Annotated in this window: 10 protein-coding genes; 8 read left to right on the top strand and 2 right to left on the bottom strand. The window is 39.8% G+C overall.

Annotated elements, in window-relative coordinates:
- The 5 genes from BM308_RS11400 to BM308_RS11380 all read left to right on the top strand — a co-directional run.
- Positions 1-191 (top strand): zinc ribbon domain-containing protein (locus BM308_RS11400; protein WP_143098616.1); only part of this gene is annotated, 191 nt, incomplete at its 5' end.
- Between the two features lie 528 nt (positions 192-719).
- Entirely contained in the window at positions 720-1343 is a 624-nt protein-coding gene (locus tag BM308_RS11395; RefSeq protein ID WP_074945342.1) for a TetR/AcrR family transcriptional regulator, read from the top strand.
- A gap of 42 nt (positions 1344-1385) precedes the next feature.
- The gene (locus BM308_RS11390; RefSeq protein WP_074945341.1) at positions 1386-2075 is read left to right on the top strand and encodes an aspartate/glutamate racemase family protein; all 690 of its coding nucleotides are present in this window, start codon (positions 1386-1388) and stop codon (positions 2073-2075) included.
- Positions 2076-2326: 251 nt separating this feature from the next.
- Entirely contained in the window at positions 2327-3070 is a 744-nt protein-coding gene (locus BM308_RS11385; protein WP_074945339.1) for a basic amino acid ABC transporter substrate-binding protein, read from the top strand.
- Between the two features lie 294 nt (positions 3071-3364).
- Positions 3365-3856, top strand: coding sequence for a CesT family type III secretion system chaperone (locus BM308_RS11380; RefSeq protein ID WP_074945337.1), 492 nt, complete (start codon positions 3365-3367; stop codon positions 3854-3856).
- 82 nt (positions 3857-3938) lie between these two features.
- Here BM308_RS11380 and BM308_RS11375 read toward each other — a convergent pair whose 3' ends face one another.
- Positions 3939-5555, bottom strand: a complete 1617-nt coding sequence (locus tag BM308_RS11375) for a methyl-accepting chemotaxis protein (RefSeq protein ID WP_074945336.1) — start codon at positions 5553-5555, stop codon at positions 3939-3941.
- Positions 5556-6114: 559 nt separating this feature from the next.
- Between BM308_RS11375 and BM308_RS11370 the strand changes: the two genes are divergently transcribed.
- Positions 6115-10986 (top strand): AarF/UbiB family protein, encoded by a 4872-nt coding sequence (locus BM308_RS11370; RefSeq protein WP_074945334.1) that lies wholly within the window; start codon positions 6115-6117, stop codon positions 10984-10986.
- Positions 10987-11473: 487 nt separating this feature from the next.
- On the opposite strand, the gene gap is transcribed toward BM308_RS11370, so the two are convergent.
- Positions 11474-12484: a type I glyceraldehyde-3-phosphate dehydrogenase gene (gene gap / locus BM308_RS11365; RefSeq protein WP_074945333.1), complete on the bottom strand. Its 1011-nt coding sequence runs from the start codon at positions 12482-12484 to the stop codon at positions 11474-11476.
- Positions 12485-13216: 732 nt separating this feature from the next.
- On the opposite strand from gap, the gene malQ reads away from it, so the two are divergent.
- Both malQ and glgB read left to right on the top strand, forming a co-directional pair.
- Positions 13217-15421 carry a 4-alpha-glucanotransferase gene (gene malQ / locus BM308_RS11360; RefSeq protein ID WP_074945331.1) on the top strand — a complete coding sequence of 735 codons (2205 nt, stop codon included), beginning with the start codon at positions 13217-13219 and terminating at the stop codon, positions 15419-15421.
- A gap of 31 nt (positions 15422-15452) precedes the next feature.
- Entirely contained in the window at positions 15453-17624 is a 2172-nt protein-coding gene (gene glgB, locus BM308_RS11355; RefSeq protein WP_074945330.1) for a 1,4-alpha-glucan branching protein GlgB, read from the top strand.
- Positions 17625-17740 lie beyond the last annotated feature (116 nt).

Genomic DNA, 17740 nt, shown 5'->3' with positions numbered 1-17740 from the left:
ACACATCTCAGAGATGTCCCGTATGTGGAAGAATCCACAAACAGAGCAGAGACCATAACAGACATCTGTATAGCTGCCCATGCGGCTATAAATCCAATGATGACAGAGTTGGAGCCATGAATATTCAGAATCTTGGAAAGAGATGGCTGTCAGGAGAAAAGAATCCTAGATACAAAAAGGATAATAAATGATTAAGAGTAAACTCTTTTTCAAAGCGGGCATTGTCAATTGTCCGATGATGCTGGCAGTGTAGGGAGATTACCAATTGGTATCGCTTGTACCTATATTATGCTGACTAGCAAGCCCTCGGATTTATCCGAGGGTATTTGACAACGCTCCTTCGGTATATATGCTTTTCTGCTAGAAAAGAATCGGTTTTTTCCTAACTGCGCTCTGTTCATAGTGACAGTTGTTACTTGAGTTTTCCTTGGTAAAGGAAACTTTGTACAGTACAGTGCTTTGAGAAAACAATAATGCTTGAACAGTACATCAGAAATTTTGCCCGAGATCATCTCTTGATAAAAATAAAAATGGCTCAATAGAGTAGTGAAAAGGAGCTCTCATATTACTGAGAGCTTTTTTCTTGTGCTGATTCTTTCTTTTTTTCCTTCTAATTATTTTTGTTTAATCTAATTGACATCGTTCTTGTGGGAGAATACTATTCTTATATACAACATATGTTGCATAACATTATACATTTTTGAGAGCGATGTGATTTCATGCCACCAAAATTTAAAGTTACAAAAGAAGAAATTGTTGAAGCTGCATTAAGTATCACCAGAAAACAGGGGATAGAAGGTGTTACCGCCAGAGAAATTGCTTCTGTTTTAGGTGTATCCTCACGACCTATCTTTTCCTGGTTTGAGGGAATGGATCAGGTAAAGGATGCAGTTTGTGAAGCAGCAAAGAAAATCTTTTCAGAATACGTTCAAAGGGGACTTGAGCAGCCTATTCCTTTTTTAGGTGTTGGTCAGCAGTATATCCGCTTTGCAAAAGAGGAAGGGGAACTCTACAAGCTTCTGTTCTTAACCAGACCAAAGGACAGTATGGGAGGCGCAATCAGCGCAATGCAGTGTGCTCAGGAACAGGTCAGACCGTCTCTGATGAGTATTTATAAGATCGATGAAAAGATGGCGGATAACTATTTTAGAGATATGTGGCTGGTCGCTTTCAGTTTCGGTACTCTGATTGTTACCAATGGCTGTTTTTTCTCAGACAGTCAGATGTCGCAAATCATGAGTGAATTCAGTTTTGCAATCTGTAAAGCCTATAAGGAGATTCCTGGCTTTTCAGAAGGTAAATACGATAGAGATGCCTTGTTCAAAGCTGTAATTAACGGTTAGATTGAGAATGAACACAGATAAAAATAATTAAGGATGAGAAAAATGAAAACGATAGGTCTTATCGGCGGTATGAGCTGGGAGAGTACCATAACCTATTACGAGATTCTTAACAGTCAGGCTGCCAAGAAGCTTGGCGGTTTTCACTGTGCGAAGATCCTGATGTACAACGTCGATTTTGCCGAGCTTGAAGAGAACATGTCCAAAGGCAACTGGGATGCAAATGCAAAAATCCTCTCTGATGCGGCCCTAACTCTGGAAAAGGGCGGAGCAGATTTTATAGTAATTGCCACCAACACCATGCACAAGCTTGTTCCTCTGATCGAAAAGAACATCAGTATTCCTGTTCTGCATATTGCTGATGCAACTGCAGAAAGAATTAAAAGAGACAATTTCAAAAAGATAGGACTTCTTGGGACTAAATTCACCATGACTCAGGATTTCATTAAAGAACGCCTGACCAGGGCAGGACTTGAGGTGATGATTCCTGATGAGAAGGATATCGAGCTGGTTAATAACGTTATCTTCAACGAGCTGTGTTTAGGGAAGGTACTGCAGAGCTCAAGAAAGGAATACCAGAGAATCATTTCCTATATGAAGCAAAGAGGTGCTGAAGGAGTAATTCTGGGCTGTACTGAGATTGGTATGCTCATCAGCGAAAAGGACAGTGCGCTTCCAGTTTACGATACCACAGTAATCCACGCTCAGGAAGCTATCTCCAAGGCTTTAGCTTAACATTTCTCAATATTTAAATATACTCGTAGTTAAGATGCACGCTGGCAGAATCTCTGCGACACGTGCATTTTTTTGTATCCCGCTCTATATTCTGGGAATTTCATTATAGCTTTAACCTATAGACGCTGGATATTAAAGCTCCAGACTGAAGCATATCGGTTCCATTTTGGTGAAAATCGTTCTTGTTTTTATTAAATAAATGATGAAGAGATAAACTCTCTATATAGTTTATTTTTATTCAAGGACTTCTTATGAAACTTCTAAAACACCTTCTTGCTGTAGCCTTATGCTCTTTTGTTTATACTGCCAATGCCGCAGGTGACACCATTATTGTTGGTACTGAACCAACCTTTGCTCCTTTTGGCTTTATTGACAGTAAGACCAACGAAATTGTCGGTTTTGATATCGATCTTATCAACGCAATCGGAAAAGAGGCAAATCTGAACATTAAGATTGAACCAATGCAGTTCGACGGTCTTATTCCAAGTCTGATGTCATCCTCTATTGATGCAGTAATTTCCGGACTCACAATTACTGATGAGCGTAAAAAGCAGGTTCTGTTCTCAGATGGCTATTACACTGCTGCTCAGGATCTGATGATCAGAAAAGAAGATCTTGGTAAATACAAAGCTATGAATGATCTTAAGGGCAAGGCTGTATGTGTTCAGATTGGTTCTGCAGGTGCTGATATCGCTGCAGGTATTCCTGATGCTAAGGTAGTAACCTTCAACACTATGGTTGAGGCCTTCATGGAGTTGAAACGTAACGGCTGTGATGCTTCCATCACCGGCACCCCTGTAAATCAGTACTACCTGACTTCAACCGGAGAGAAAGATCTTGCCCATGTACCAGAGAGTGCTGTAAATGCAAAACAGCTTGGTATTGCTGTTAACCAGAAAAACACCGCCCTGGTTGAGAAAATTAACGACGGCTTAAAGAAGCTCCGTGCTAACGGCGTATATGATGAGCTCTATAAGAAGTGGTTTAATCAGTAGCCAAATTCAGTTTTCAGTTTGATAAGATTTAGCAAATTGCTGCAGTATTTAATCTGCAGCTTTTTTTATAGATTTTCCTTTTTACTTATATTTTGACGTAGCTGGTTAATAGACTGTCTCTTATTTTATAGTGTTTTTTGTAAATAAAATGAAACTACATATATTTTATGTAATCTTGCAGTCTGTCACAATCTTTAAAATTTTGTTAATAAGTAATAGGTAATGGCATTTATTTTTTTAACTGTAGTTCATTATTCTCTATAATCAGTATATAAAGTTTAATAGGGACAATAAATGAATATTAGTGAGCTAAATAAATTACTGCAAAGACTGTCGGCCTATGCGGTTCCTCCGTTTGATGCGAATGGATTGACATCAACGAGACTTAAGGACGGAAATCTGCTGAATATCTATGCGGCAGAGGAATCTTTGATGCTGTTTATGCAGGTAGAGGTCCTGGGTGAAGCAGGCGATGCTCATCCAGAAATCTTTCGCGAACTGCTACATTCAAATATCGTAGGCGGAAGATTTGGTAATCTCAGAATTGTTTATGATAATGAATCAACTGCTATTTGGATTTGTCATGATGTTCTGTTTGAAACTATCAATGGCGACAGTTTTATTACTGAAGTAGATAACTTTATAAAAAATGCTCCTTTACTGATTAATGTTTTAAGAGAAGACATAATCTCTGCTTATCTTGAAGTATCAGATAATTCTACAGCTACCTCCAAAAAGACTGTAGAAAGATCTTCTGTTAATATTAACAACTTTCTTAGCGTCTAGTCTTTAACTTCCTTTCTTGCTATCAAATAAAAAGCCGTTCTTCTTAAGGAGAAGAACGGCTCTGAGTATTGCTTATTTGTACTTAAACCTTCAGTTCCTTAACCTCTGCCAGCAGTTCGTTAAGCAGGCTTACAGATTCAGATACACACATCTTGGCTTCATCAACTTCGGTGGTAAGATCCTTTGCCATCTCGGTAATATTTTGCATATTAGTGGAGATTTCTGCAGTTGCAGTGGTCTGCTGTTCTGCAGCTGTAGCGATCTGAGTAATCTGAGCGTTAACGCCTGATACCTGATCTGAAATAGAGCCCAGCAGGGTAGAAACTCCAGATGCCTTTTCTGCCAGAATATTCATGGTTTCAAGTGATGCGGTCATGGACTGGTTGGCTTCATTTGCATCGGTCTGAATCTGGGTTACCATGCTGATGATTTCCTGAGTTGAACTTCCTGTTCTTGATGCAAGTGAACGCACCTCATCTGCAACCACAGCGAAGCCCTTACCAGCCTCACCTGCACGAGCTGCCTCAATTGCAGCATTCAGAGCCAGCAGATTGGTCTGGGAAGCAATATCTTCAATGGTCTGCACAATGGTACCGATCTTCTGGGACTGATCCACCAGAGCCTGAATCTGAGCAGCATCTCTCTTGGAGCGTTCAACCTGTTCATGAATACCGGCAATAGTTGATTCAACCTCGGATACACCCTGGTTAGTGGTTACATTTGACTGATCAGCAGAAGCAGCTGCATTCTCACAGTTCTTTGCAATATCGCCTGTGGTTGATACCATCTCGTCGGAGGCCGCAGCCACAGTCAGAGCGCGGTTCTGGGTGTTCTGTGAGGAATCATTGATTCTGTTGGTTACGTCGTTGATTGCTGTAATCTTTTCCTCAATTGCAAAGGTTTTGGTCTTGATGTGTCCAACCAGAGAATTCATCTGCTTACGCATGTTTTCGATTCTTGTTAAAAGAGTACCGAATTCATCCTGACGGCGGGAATGTGTTTCATGGGTAAGATCACCGCTGGCAATCTTATCAGCAGCTCCTACTGCCTGATTCAGGGCGGCAACGATGCTTCCCGAGAAGAGCAGGGCAATGGTTACAGCAATAACAACTGCCGCAACAGATACCACCAGAATCACAAGAATAGGTGTTGTACTTGCGATAGTATCAACTCGACCTGTGGTCTGCTGAATCTGATGCTTAGTAATTGCAAGTGAGTGGGATTTTACCTGATCGCTATGCTTAAACAGGGTCTTTTCATAGAGAATCTGGGCCATAGGAGCATTATTCTGCTTCACTGTAGGCAGGAACTTCTCGTTGACCTGTGTTATGTATTCCTTTACGTTGGCAGCAATTGGATCAACGTCTTTGCGGTTATTGGTGTCTGTCTTGTCGATAAAATCAGTAGCTTCTTTCAAAGCAGCCATCTTATCTATCAGCTTCTGTTCTTCCTGAGGATTGAAGTTTTTAAGATCAGACTGAACATTAAAGCAGATCTCATCAACTTCCTCCATGGAATAGTAAATCTTGATGACTGCTTCGTATCTGGTTCCCAGAATGAAGTGTACATACTTAATTACATCATTTGTTTTAAACAGTTGAACCAGTGAGATCGCGGAGATCATTATGGTCAGAATAATGATGGAGAAGAATGCTGAAACGAGTTTTCCTCGTACAGACATTTTATTGAACATAAGCATACCTATCCTCAATTTAATATGAATAAAAATAAGCTATGTAAAGTATAGATATCAAAGTGATAGTTAAGTAAATTTATAAGGAGGATCATGAGATACAGATCATCCTTTTTGCCATTTTTCAGCTCTCAAATTTGAACTGCAAATTTCAGTGCCCCCCTTTTGTTAATGCCTCTTCATACCATTTTTTTTCGTACAGATATTAAGCTGTGTATTTAGACCAGGAACGAAAAAATATAGTATGCCACGGACGAGATGTCATATAGAGCTGCGATTCACTGTTAATTTATTGATTTTAAATATTATATTCTAAATGAAACTGAACTGAGTTTTGTTATAGTTGGAGGTTATAAGCTAATTTATTGATAATTTTTCCAATTTCTAAAACTACCGTAAATAAATTGTGTAACGGATCTTGTTTTGAATATTTTACCCCTGCTCTTTTTTTTGTTTTTGCACTACAATCTTTAGATACAGAAGTACATTTTTTTTACTTTAAAAAGAATTCTTAAATTTATCCTGTTTGCTCACATTGCAGCAGAAGTTCGGGGGAAAGTGTCTTATGTCCGATTTCAATTTAAACCTACAGCAGTTTATCGAGATTTCAAACGGTTCTAAGAATGCAGGTCAGGTTGATGTAGTGCGTGATGGTCGTAACGGTTACAAACTGACCAAGGTAAACCATCATGTTCACTTTACCGGACTGAATAATACTAAAATCTCACCTGATAATGTTGTAAGAATTAAAGAGAGTTTTATCAAAGCTCTTGAGAATGCTAATTATAATCAGGACGTGATAAACGAAATTAAAAAAGAACTGGGGCTTACTGAGGATGTACATAGTACCATGCAACAAAAAAAGGATATGTACAACCGTCGTTTTACCCCTCTTACCCGTCAGCAAATAAAAGATTATATCTCCCTTGCCAGTGGTCAGAATCCTGATGACAATCCAAATCTGAAGGTACAGCAGAATGTGCTGAAAGGTCTGCCAAAGGATCACAATAGGACCGCTTCAAAGGTATTTAAAATTGTGTCCTACCTTTCTGGTGTAAAAATTACCGATATGCCTGAATTAAATGAAGAAGGTCTTAGATTCTTTAAAAAGCAGCCTAAAATACTGGGTGAATTCTATAAGAAGGTCAACGAGCTTATCAGAATGCAGGCTGAGAATCCTGGTGCTCAGGAGCATCAGCTTTCTGTAAATTTATTCACAACCAATAATCATGACCATCTGACATTAAAAATTACAAGAAATGAAAATAACATGTCTATTCTGTCAGGTAGCATTAACATTGATGGTTATGAAATTCCACTTAATTATAATGTTTCTCCTCAGGATTTTCTGAATACTATCGATCGTAATCTGGTTGAATTCATGGATGTAATGCCGGATGCAAAAGATGAAAACAACATCAGTATTGGTCGTAACTATCTGCTTAAAAATCTTGCGGATTTAAAAAAAGATTTACTCTCTCAGGATGAGCTTAATGGAACTCAGCCAAATCATTTGCGTTCACTGGCACTGGAAATTTTAAAAAAAGATAACGAAAATCTGCCTGAGAATATAGAACGTTTATCTACTGAAGTAATTGTAAATTTAGCAACAATTCGTCTGAGGGCTAATGATCTGTCAATAGCTGAGCTGAATTCTTTAGTCGGCAGAGCTGTGGACACTATGCAGGAGATGGCAAATTTCCTTGTACCAGGACACGTACGTCATGAAGAACCACAGCAGGGAAATAACAACGTAATTGTTGAGAATAACCTTCAGCAGCCACAGCAGGGAAACAATAACGTTAATGTTAACAATAACCCTCAGCCACAGCAGAATGTCAACAATAACGCAAAAGTTGAATATGAAGTTGAGGACCCTAATGCAGAAGTTGAAGAAGAATATGAGCTTCCTGAATTCAACGATAATAAAACTCTTACATCTTTTGCAAATAAGCTTTTTGACCTGGGTAATGCGGATAATTTTGACTTTGCAGCTTTTAAGACTTTGCTATTAGAAAATTTTGATGTATTTGTTTCCTTTGGTGTTGAATATATCCAGCTTGGCGACTACGAAGAGGTTCAGGGCGATAAAACTGTTACCATCAAACCAAAATTTACCCCTGATCAGCTGTTATCCATATTTGATAAACTAGCAGCCGAAGCTAAAACAATAACCGGAACTGAAATGGAAGGAGGCCATGCCGCCAGAGTTCCAACTGCAAATCTGAAAAAATTCTTACAGTTAGAGTCTAATCCTGAAAATCTGAAGGGAACCATCAAGAGGATCAAGGATTATGTAACGACTCAGTTTGTAAGAGCTCAACAGCCACCTGTGCAAAATCCTGTACCACCTGTTCAGAATGAGGTGCAAAATCCTGAACCTCCTGTTCAGAACGAGGTTCCAAATCCTGTTCAAAACCAGGCGGTCAATGTCAATAATGTTCAGAACGAACCTGAACAGAATAATGTAAATGTAGAAGTCAACAACGTCAACGTTGATGCACAGGACAAGGTTGACGAAGTAAATATAAACGAAATCAATGAAATCAAAGAAGAGGAAATCAAGAAGGATCCTCATTTAGCAGAGGCTATCAAAGTTGAAGACTCAGCTATTCGTGACATGTTAAATGTAATCATGGAAGTTCCTGGTACAGGAAGCAAAGCCTATCAGATACTTAGACTATATGAGTCTATGTACAATGGCAAGACCTTCAAAGCTTTAGTTTATGCAGTTGAAGATAAAGAGGCTCTGAAAAAGGCCTTATCACCAAAGCTTCAGCCTCTGGTCGATGATATTCACGCAATGCTTAAAGAGATCCTGAAAGGACTTCATAATATCTGGCAGGAAAATGATAGTGATAACAAAAAAATCAATATAAACAATCTTTCTGTAGATGATTTTGAAACTCTTAATTTTTATTTTTCTAATCAATCAAAAGTCTTGGATAGAGATAAAGAGATCTATGCAAAGATTATTGATACTTTTGCCAAGGCAACTGCTAATTCTTCTTTAGTAGAGAAGGCTGCTCAGAATTTCCAGAGTTTTATTAACGAAATCTTTAAACTGGAAGGCGAGTTAAAGATTGAGAGTTCCTACGATAAGATGTCTGTGGAAGAGATCAAAAACAGTCTTGCCAATAAGAACCTTGATCAGATTCTGGAGGATGCAAAGACAGGTAAGGGCCAGCCAGGAAAAACAGCCTTTAATCTTCTGGTTCTCAAGAACTATTTTATAATGCTTCCTAAGGAAGATATTATAAAGATCATGGGCGAAGCATTTATGAGTGAACCTTCGGATCCTGATAAGAATGAATTGGCCATTGCTCCAAACAAGCGTCTATTCAGTTCCATCCTCAAAGGCTGTGGACCTTTGATGCAGAAGATGCTTCAGGGTATGAGCAAGGATCTGGCAGATAAGAGCTATGGCGATGTATTTGATGAGCTGAAGAGTAATCTTAAGCACATTGACGACCAATATGTAAGCCAAACTGTAGAATCATATATATCTCAGAACAGAAATAAGCATGTATATGTTACCGTGAAGGAATCACTGGGGTCTGCTTCTGTTGCTGAAACCTTTAAATGTAAAGTTAAAACTAAAACAAGATTACCGGAGGCCGGCTGGTATGAGAGAACTCGAGACTGTGTTGTCAAGGTTAAGCGCCCAGGTGTCCAGCAGCGTGCTGAAAATGAGGCCAAGATCTTTAATGAGATTGCTAAACAGGTTCCTGGTATGTCTGAGTCCTGGAATAACCAGCTTCAAAGCATCATGAGAGAGTTTGATTTTGAAAATGAAGCCAAAAACATTGATGAGTGCTACGATGTCTTTGAGGTTCAGCATAATAAAGATTCAAAAGATAAGGACATTGCTCCTCATGTAAGTTCATTGTCAAGAGACAATCTTATCCCGGTAACGAATGAGATTATTGTAACTCAGGTAATTAATGGAGACACTGTCGATAAGGTTTATACAGATCTTGAAAACGATATTAACAAAGAGTTTAAGAATATCTTTAAGATTAACAGCGAGACTGGAACCTGGGAAGTTGATAAGAACGGCAATCCTGTTATCCGAGAAGATGTTCATATTAGAGACATCATACTTGCACGAAGAAATTTGCCTACATATATACAGCAAATCTTTGATTTAAACAGTCTTGTAAAAGAGGCAACCGGAAAGTGGCTTAAAGAGGTTATCTTCAACACCGGTGTTATTCATAATGATATTCATGGTGGTAACCTTATGATCACTCACGATGGTGTTGATGATACTATTACTTTCATTGACTTTGGTAATGTTATAAAAATCTCTAAGGAATCACAGGCTCAGTTTAAAGATCTGCTGTCCTATACTATGCAGCGCGATAGCCAGAAATTCACTGATACCATGCTCTTAATGATTCCAAATAAGCCTAATGCGGAGCAGAAGGCAAAAATGACTGCCATTGTTGAATCGATTATGCAGAAAGGTCATTCTACAGATGATGCCGGCTATCGATTATCAGCAATTATTGTTGAACTTAGAAAGCTTGGTATTACCTTCTCCTCAGAACTTGAAGGTATTGCCAACGGTCTAAACAGAATGCAGGCATTTGCGGAGAATACCAATAAGCTATTAAAGGAAACCAAAAAACTCTACGAGTTAACAATTGGTAAGGAACAGCTTTCCCCTTATAAGAATACTCAGAGTGAAATTGAGGATGGATATGAAGGTGAGCTCTTTGATGGACTTATTGATTACTGTTTTGATAAGAACGCAGATTACGATGAATGTGTAGATAAGATTGATACTATACGAGAAAAACTTAAGGATCCAAATTCTGAGGTAAGAGTAAAGCTTCCATTCAAGATTCTTAAGGACGCCTTTGACGGTAATTTCAGCTATACTGAAAAATTCGTTGAAAATTACATAAATAAGAATTACGTAAATGAGCTGGAGCTGGATCAACATAATTATGTTGAGAACATAACCAAGCTCAAAAACAGAGTTAAAGAGGCAAAAGAAGTCGGAATCAGTCTACAGCAGATCCAGTCAATTATGGAGAAAAAGACTATTCCTGAGGAACTTAAGCCTCATGAGCAGCTGATAAATCAGCTTATCTCTCAGCTTTCTGACTTTACAGGAAACGTGGTATATCTACTTGATAGACGAGCATATTCAGCTAAGTTCAATACTAATGAGCTGCCTAGAATTAAAAATGTCGAGCCTACAGTAGATAAGAATGGCAAGGTCTTAAGTGATCCATTTGAGACGAACAGCCTTTCTGTAGAGGGCGTATTAGGTAATATGATTACTAAAGTTAATAATTTCACAATGACTCAGGTTAATCCTCCAGTTGCCGGTGAAATTGCTAATCAGAATAATCAGAAACCTCTGGTGGATGTCTCAAACAATCCTCTGGGACATGAAAGGACTGAAGGTAAAATTGCAAGTTAACAAAACGAATTCTGTACAGCCATATAAGGCTGTACAGTTTTTATGAGATCCGGCTCGGCTCTCTAGTTTGTACTATTCAGTCAATAGAGAATGATCGTCTATACATTTTAAGCTCTTTCAAAAGAGCTTTTTTTCTGTCTAAAGTTTTAATATCTTTAAGAATCTGATAATGCTCCGATACGATTTTCTGATCTGCAAAATTCTCTGATAGGAGTACGCCAATTCATACAGTATCAGGAAAGATTACAATTCTGGCTTAATACTCTTATAGCAAAGGAGAAGAAGATTCTTCTGAATAACATTTGAATGGTTTTGTAAAGAAAAAACGCTAATAAAACAGTGGAAAAGTTTTACATGAGAAGGTGAATTGTTGTTTAGTTAGACTATTTTTCGGAGAGTAGCGAATGATTGTACGTGGATTACATCGTTGCCTAGAAATAAATAACCCCCGCCGAAGCGAGGGTCATATTAGAAGTTCAAGCTAAAATTACTTGCCTGACTCTTCCATTGACTTGATTAACTCAAGAACCTTGTTTGAGTAACCGATCTCGTTGTCGTACCAAGCAACTAACTTAACGAAGTTGTCGGTTAAAGCGATACCAGCCTTCTCGTCGAAGATAGAAGTACGGGTGTCACCTAGGAAGTCTGATGATACAACAGCATCAGCAGTGTAACCTAGAATACCCTTTAATGAACCCTCTGAAGCAGCCTTAACAGCAGCACAGATGTCCTCGTAAGAAGCACCCTTCTTTAAAGTACAGGTTAAGTCAACCATTGAAACGTCAAGAGTTGGAACACGTACTGACATACCGGTTAACTTGCCGTTTAATGAAGGAATTACCTTACCAACAGCCTTAGCAGCACCAGTTGATGAAGGAATGATGTTACCAGCAGCTGCACGACCACCGCGCCAATCCTTCATTGAAGGACCGTCAACAGTCTTCTGAGTAGCAGTTGTTGAGTGAACAGTTGTCATTAAGCCGTTCTCTAAGCCGAACTCATCGTTGATAACCTTAGCTAAAGGAGCTAAACAGTTAGTGGTGCATGATGCATTTGAAACGATGTCCTGACCAGCATAAGTGTCATTGTTAACACCCATAACGAACATTGGGGTTGAATCCTTTGAAGGAGCTGACATAACAACACGCTTTGCACCAGCCTGGATGTGAGCACGTGCCTTCTCATCAGTTAAGAATAGGCCAGTTGACTCAACAACGTACTCTGCACCAACGTCACCCCACTTTAAGTTTGCTGGATCACGCTCTGCAGTAACACGAATGGTGTTGCCGTTTACAACTAGGTTGCCGTCAACAACATCTATGGTGCCGTTGAAGATACCGTGCATGGTGTCATACTTTAACATGTATGCCATGTAATCTGGTGGGCATAGGTCATTGATACCAACAACCTGAATACCTAACTCTGGACGTAGGATTGATGCGCGGAATACGAAACGACCGATACGGCCAAAGCCGTTAATACCAACTTTAATAGTCATATTAAAAGTTACCCGTAGTTAACAATTGACAAAAAATAAAAAACATTAAAAAGATACTATATTTCTGACGATTGTCAAGATAAGCTCTTTTTAACTTAACACTTTTATAAAAGTAGCTTTATCAACTAAAGCAGGTATAAGTGTAGAACATTGTTTAAAATTTTCAAATCTATTTTTGGTATTAGATCAAAAAAAATCTTTTATATGAGTTTAAAAATTATTCTGCTTAATATAACATACTGATTTTTTTGTTAAAATACAGTAAGAAAACCGTCAGTTTATTTCTGAAAATTTTTTTCTTAATTTTTAAGTTAATTAAATAAATGTGACCTGCTTCAAAATAAAATAGTGCAGTGCGTCATATTTTCTATCTCCTTAATTTTTTTGTGCTTTTTGCACAAAAAATACACAATATTAACCGTCAATGCATAATTTGAAACAGATCACAACTTATGTGCAGATTTTGAGCCTAGCTCAAATTTCTGAATAAAAAAACAGTGCATTTCCCTAATAAAGCAAGCATTTTCACCCTTTAATAGGTATCATACACACGGATTAAATCTAGGGTTCAATTTTCTTAACATAATTTTTATTAAGGATCTCAGCTTTAATCTATATTTATAAAGGTACAGGTCTGTTTTTTCTTATCTTAAAAAAGCAGTAAGTCACCATCCTGTGCCAGACACAAATTTGCTTTAAATTAAACTAACTATAAAAAATAATGGTAAAACCATGATTGACATTCAATTACTAGCAGATGAAAAGGGGATTGCCCGCACCTACCTGGATGCAACCAACAAGCTTGTTTATATTTCTGAAGAAAGTAGAAAATCTCTACTCGAAATATTGGGCTACCCTGTTAATGATGAGCTTGCTCTGAAGAAGCTTCTTGATAAAGAGGAGCTTATTGAGTTTTCTAATGTTCTTGATCCTGTAACTGTGCTTACAGATGATGAAGAGCATCAGTTCCTAATCAGAACTCCTGAAACATTAGGGGAAGATGAGTCCGCAGTTCTAACTGTTGTTCTTGGCCTTGAGGATGGACGAAAGATTGAACGTTCAATTCCTCTGGAGCAGGTTGAGATTGCAGACTATAAAAATGTTCAGGGGACTGTTTATGATATTCGACGCTATAAACTGATAAGCGACCTTCCATACGGATATCACAACTGTACTGTTACCATCAAATCCAAGAAAAAGACTCTAAAATCCATCTGCATGTCTTTAATTGTATGTCCATCAAAGGTGTACACTCCAAAAGAGATCTTAGACGGTAAAAAGGTATGGGGCGTAAGTTCTCAGCTTTATACCGTAAGATCAAAGAATAACTGGGGTATCGGTGATTTTGAGGATTTAAAGCAACTGCTTTTAGGGGTTCACAGATGTGGCGGTCAGTTCGTTGGTCTGAACCCAATGCATGCCGGCTATCCTGCAGTTCCAGATGAGTCTGCAGTAAGTCCTTATTCTCCATCCTCAAGAAACTTTCTTAATGTAATCTATATTTCTGTTACCTCTGTACCTGAGCTTCTAAACTGCAAACCTGCTCAGGATCTGATTCATTCTGAGAAATTCCAGCAGCGCCTGCATGTTCTTCGTGATAAGGAATATGTTGATTACCGTGGTGTAATAGAGGCTAAGATGGAAGTTCTTCGTCTGATCTTCGATAATGTGAAGGTAGACGACAAGCGTTCAGCTCGCGGCAACAAGTTCCTTCGCTTCATGGAGCAGGGCGGAGACCTTCTTCTGAATATGGCTACCTATGATGCACTGCAGGCGCACTACTATGATATGGGTGTGAACGCTTATTCATGGGAAGTATTTGAAAAGGAATACCAGGACGTCAATTCACCTTTTGTAGAACAGTGGCGTAAGGATCATTACAAGGATGTTCTGTTCTACTGCTATCTGCAGTTCCTAGCGTCCGAGCAGCTTGAAGATGCCTACAGATGTGCCAAGGAAGCAGGTATGCTGATCGGTACCTACCGTGACCTTGCCGTTGGTGTAGCAAAACAGAGCTGTGATGTCTGGTCTGATGTGGACAACGTCTTCTCTCCTTCAGGCTCAATCGGTGCTCCTCCCGATCCTCTTGGCCCTCTGGGCCAGAGCTGGGGTTTATCTCCTATGACTCCGGATGCTTTAAGAAGAGCTGCCTACAGACCAATGATCAAGATGTATCAGTCCAATATGAAATCATGTGGTGCTATCAGAATCGATCATGCTGCAGGATTATTTAGACTTTGGATCACAAAGTTGGGATCTCCTGCTTGCGAAGGAGCCTACGTTCATTATAGTATGCATGATTTACTCGGAATCATTGCTCTTGAGTCACACCGCAATAAATGTCTTGTTATTGCAGAGGACTTAGGAACTATTCCTGTGGAATTAACCCGTGCATTGAAAAAGGTAGGAGCATTCTCCTACAAGATCTTCTTCGATGAGCGTGCTGAAGACGGCGGTTACATTGCACCTCGTGATTATCAGTCTCAGGCTATGTCTGCACTTACAACTCATGACATGCCAACTTTGGTAGGCTGGTGGAACTGCTTTGACCTGTCCTTAGGCAAGGAACTGGGTATTTACACCGAAGAAGAGGCTGTAAATCTTACAGAAGTAAGAGAGATTCAGAAACAGCGTATTCTCGACAGTATGCATGGTCTTGGCAGCGTAAGTGCTGATTTCCCAAGAGATGCAAAAGAAGTTGAGATGACTCTTGATTTTGCAAAAGCACTGCAGATTCACATGTGTAACGGTTCCTGCTCTTTATTCAGTACCCAGATTGAAGACTGGATTGGTGTTGAAAAGCCGGTTAATATTCCTGGAACCAATACTGAGTATCCAAACTGGCGCAGAAAGCTGACAGCGGATCTTGAATATATATTTGATCAGGATCACGTTAAGTCCATGACTAAGGAAATGACTGACGCCAGAAATAAATAAAAAAAATTATGTATTTTGAGGAGACAGCATAATGCTGATTGATGATTTAAATAACGCAAAGATTGGCAATCCTTTTGAGACTCTGGGTCTTCAGAAGCTGGAGGGGAGCTCTTATATTCTAAGAGCCTGGCTTCCAAGTGCTCAGAGCGTTGAAGTCTATTCCATCGACGGAAAAGATTTCATCTGTACTCTGACCATGGTTCATCCTGATGGTCTGTTTGAGGAAAAGATCTCAACCGAGAAGCCTTTCCATTATATGTTCAAGGTAACCTATAAAGATGCTACCGTGGACATTATCGATCCATACCAGTTCAGAGACGAGGCTTTCTTCGGTCTGAACACCATGAACGAAGATCCTGAGAACATCTATAGAACCTTAGGAGCTCAGCTGATTGAACTTGATGTTGACGGTGTGAAGATCAAGGGTACCAAGTTTGCCGTATACGCTCCATCTGCAACAGCTGTAAGCGTTATTGGTGATTTCAACTTCTGGGACGGCCGTCGTCTGCCAATGGCAAAGAGCCTTTTAGGCCACTGGGTGCTGTTTGTTCCTAGTTTAGGTGCAGGTCTTCGCTACAAGTACGAGATTAAGGATCCATTCGGCAATCGTCTACCTCACAAGGCAGACCCTGTTGGTTTCTATCACGAGCAGTATCCTTCATTTGCTTCAATCATTTCTGATCAGCACTCATATACATGGCATGATCAGGAGTGGAAGAAATCTCAGCTTAACAACAAGCTTGAGCAGCCAATCTCAATCTATGAGCTTCACTTAGGCTCATGGAAGAAAGATGAAAACGGTCAGCCTTTAACCTATCGTCAGCTTGCTAAAGAGCTCTTAGATTATGTTAAGGAAATGGGCTATACCCACATTGAGCTGATGCCAATCATGGAGCATCCATTCTCAGGTTCATGGGGTTATCAGCCAACCGGTCTGTTTGCTCCTACTTCAAGATTCGGCAGCATTGATGACTTCAAGTTCTTCGTGGATACCTTCCACCAGAACGGAATCGGTGTGATTTTGGACTGGGTTCCTGCTCACTTCCCAACCGACGCTTTCGGTCTTGCCAAGTTTGACGGTACCTGTGTTTACGAATACGAGGATCCTCGTCGTGGATGGCATCCTGACTGGAACTCTCTGATTTATGACTTCGGTAGAGAGACTGTTCGCAGATTCCTGATTGCTTCTGCTTTAGTATGGCTGGATTTATACCACATCGATGGTCTGCGTGTTGATGCTGTAGCTTCAATGCTTTACTGGGATTACTCAAGAAAAGACGGTGAGTGGATCCCTAACGTTGACGGCGGTAACATCAACTATGAGGCTGTAAGCTTCCTGAAGTGGTTCAATGAAGAAGTTTACAAGAAGTATCCTCATGCCTTCACTATCGCTGAGGAATCAACCGCCTTTACCGGCGTTTCACGTCCTACCTTCTCTGGCGGCTTAGGCTTCGGCTTCAAGTGGAACATGGGCTGGATGCACGATTCATTAGAGTACATGCAGACTGATCCATTCTTCCGTAAGTATCATCACGGCGAGATGTCCTTCTCAATGATTTATGCCTTCAACGAGAACTTCATCCTTTCAATTTCTCACGATGAGGTTACTCACGGCAAACATTCTCTGCTTTACAAAATGCCAGGTGACGAGTGGCAGCAGGCAGCTAACATGCGTGCTTATCTGACCTACATGTATGCTCACCCAGGCAAGAAGCTGAACTTCATGGGCTCAGAAATCGGTCAGGGTTCAGAGTGGAATGACGATGCTCAGCTAGACTGGTGGTTACTGAAGTATCCTAAGCATCAGGGTATTCAGAAGCTGGTTAAGGATCTGAACAAGCTGTACAGATCAGAGCCATGTCTGTGGAGAACCGACTACGATCCTGCTTCCTTCAAGTGGCTTGACGTTAACGATGCTGATCACAGCGTATTTGCAATGCAGCGTAACAACGGCAAGGACTTCATCGTTGCAGTATCCAACTTCACTCCAGTTCCATATGTTGCTTACCGCTTAGGTGTACCAGAGCCTGGTACTTACGAGGTAATCTTCAACTCTGATGATAAGCAGTACTGGGGTAGTGCATACGGTACCGGTGAGAACAAGCTGGTTGCTTCAAATATCTCTTGGCAGAGCTGCTATCACTCAATCGTACTGGATCTTCCTCCATTATCTACTCTGATCATCAAGAAGGTTTCTGATTAATAATCTGAACTTCTGTTGAAAAAAAGAGGCTGGCTAAAAAGTATGTCAGCCTCTTTCATTTTTCAAACATAGAATTTTGTTATTTCTAGGGAATTGAAATTTTCAAATACGATTTT

The organism is Succinivibrio dextrinosolvens, from assembly GCF_900116345.1.
In the GTDB taxonomy this organism is placed as follows: Bacteria; Pseudomonadota; Gammaproteobacteria; order Enterobacterales; family Succinivibrionaceae; genus Succinivibrio; species Succinivibrio dextrinosolvens_B.
This window is presented reverse-complemented; position numbering and strand designations above follow the sequence as displayed.

What these genes read in the sequence shown, in the direction of transcription:
- BM308_RS11395 (WP_074945342.1), top strand. Translation starts at nt 720, where the DNA reads ATGCCACCAAAATTTAAAGTTACAAAAGAAGAAATTGTTGAAGCTGCA.
- BM308_RS11390 (WP_074945341.1), top strand. Translation starts at nt 1,386, where the DNA reads ATGAAAACGATAGGTCTTATCGGCGGTATGAGCTGGGAGAGTACCATA.
- BM308_RS11385 (WP_074945339.1), top strand. Translation starts at nt 2,327, where the DNA reads ATGAAACTTCTAAAACACCTTCTTGCTGTAGCCTTATGCTCTTTTGTT.
- BM308_RS11380 (WP_074945337.1), top strand. Translation starts at nt 3,365, where the DNA reads ATGAATATTAGTGAGCTAAATAAATTACTGCAAAGACTGTCGGCCTAT.
- BM308_RS11375 (WP_074945336.1), bottom strand. Translation starts at nt 5,555, where the DNA reads ATGCTTATGTTCAATAAAATGTCTGTACGAGGAAAACTCGTTTCAGCA.
- BM308_RS11370 (WP_074945334.1), top strand. Translation starts at nt 6,115, where the DNA reads ATGTCCGATTTCAATTTAAACCTACAGCAGTTTATCGAGATTTCAAAC.
- gap (WP_074945333.1), bottom strand. Translation starts at nt 12,484, where the DNA reads ATGACTATTAAAGTTGGTATTAACGGCTTTGGCCGTATCGGTCGTTTC.
- malQ (WP_074945331.1), top strand. Translation starts at nt 13,217, where the DNA reads ATGATTGACATTCAATTACTAGCAGATGAAAAGGGGATTGCCCGCACC.
- glgB (WP_074945330.1), top strand. Translation starts at nt 15,453, where the DNA reads ATGCTGATTGATGATTTAAATAACGCAAAGATTGGCAATCCTTTTGAG.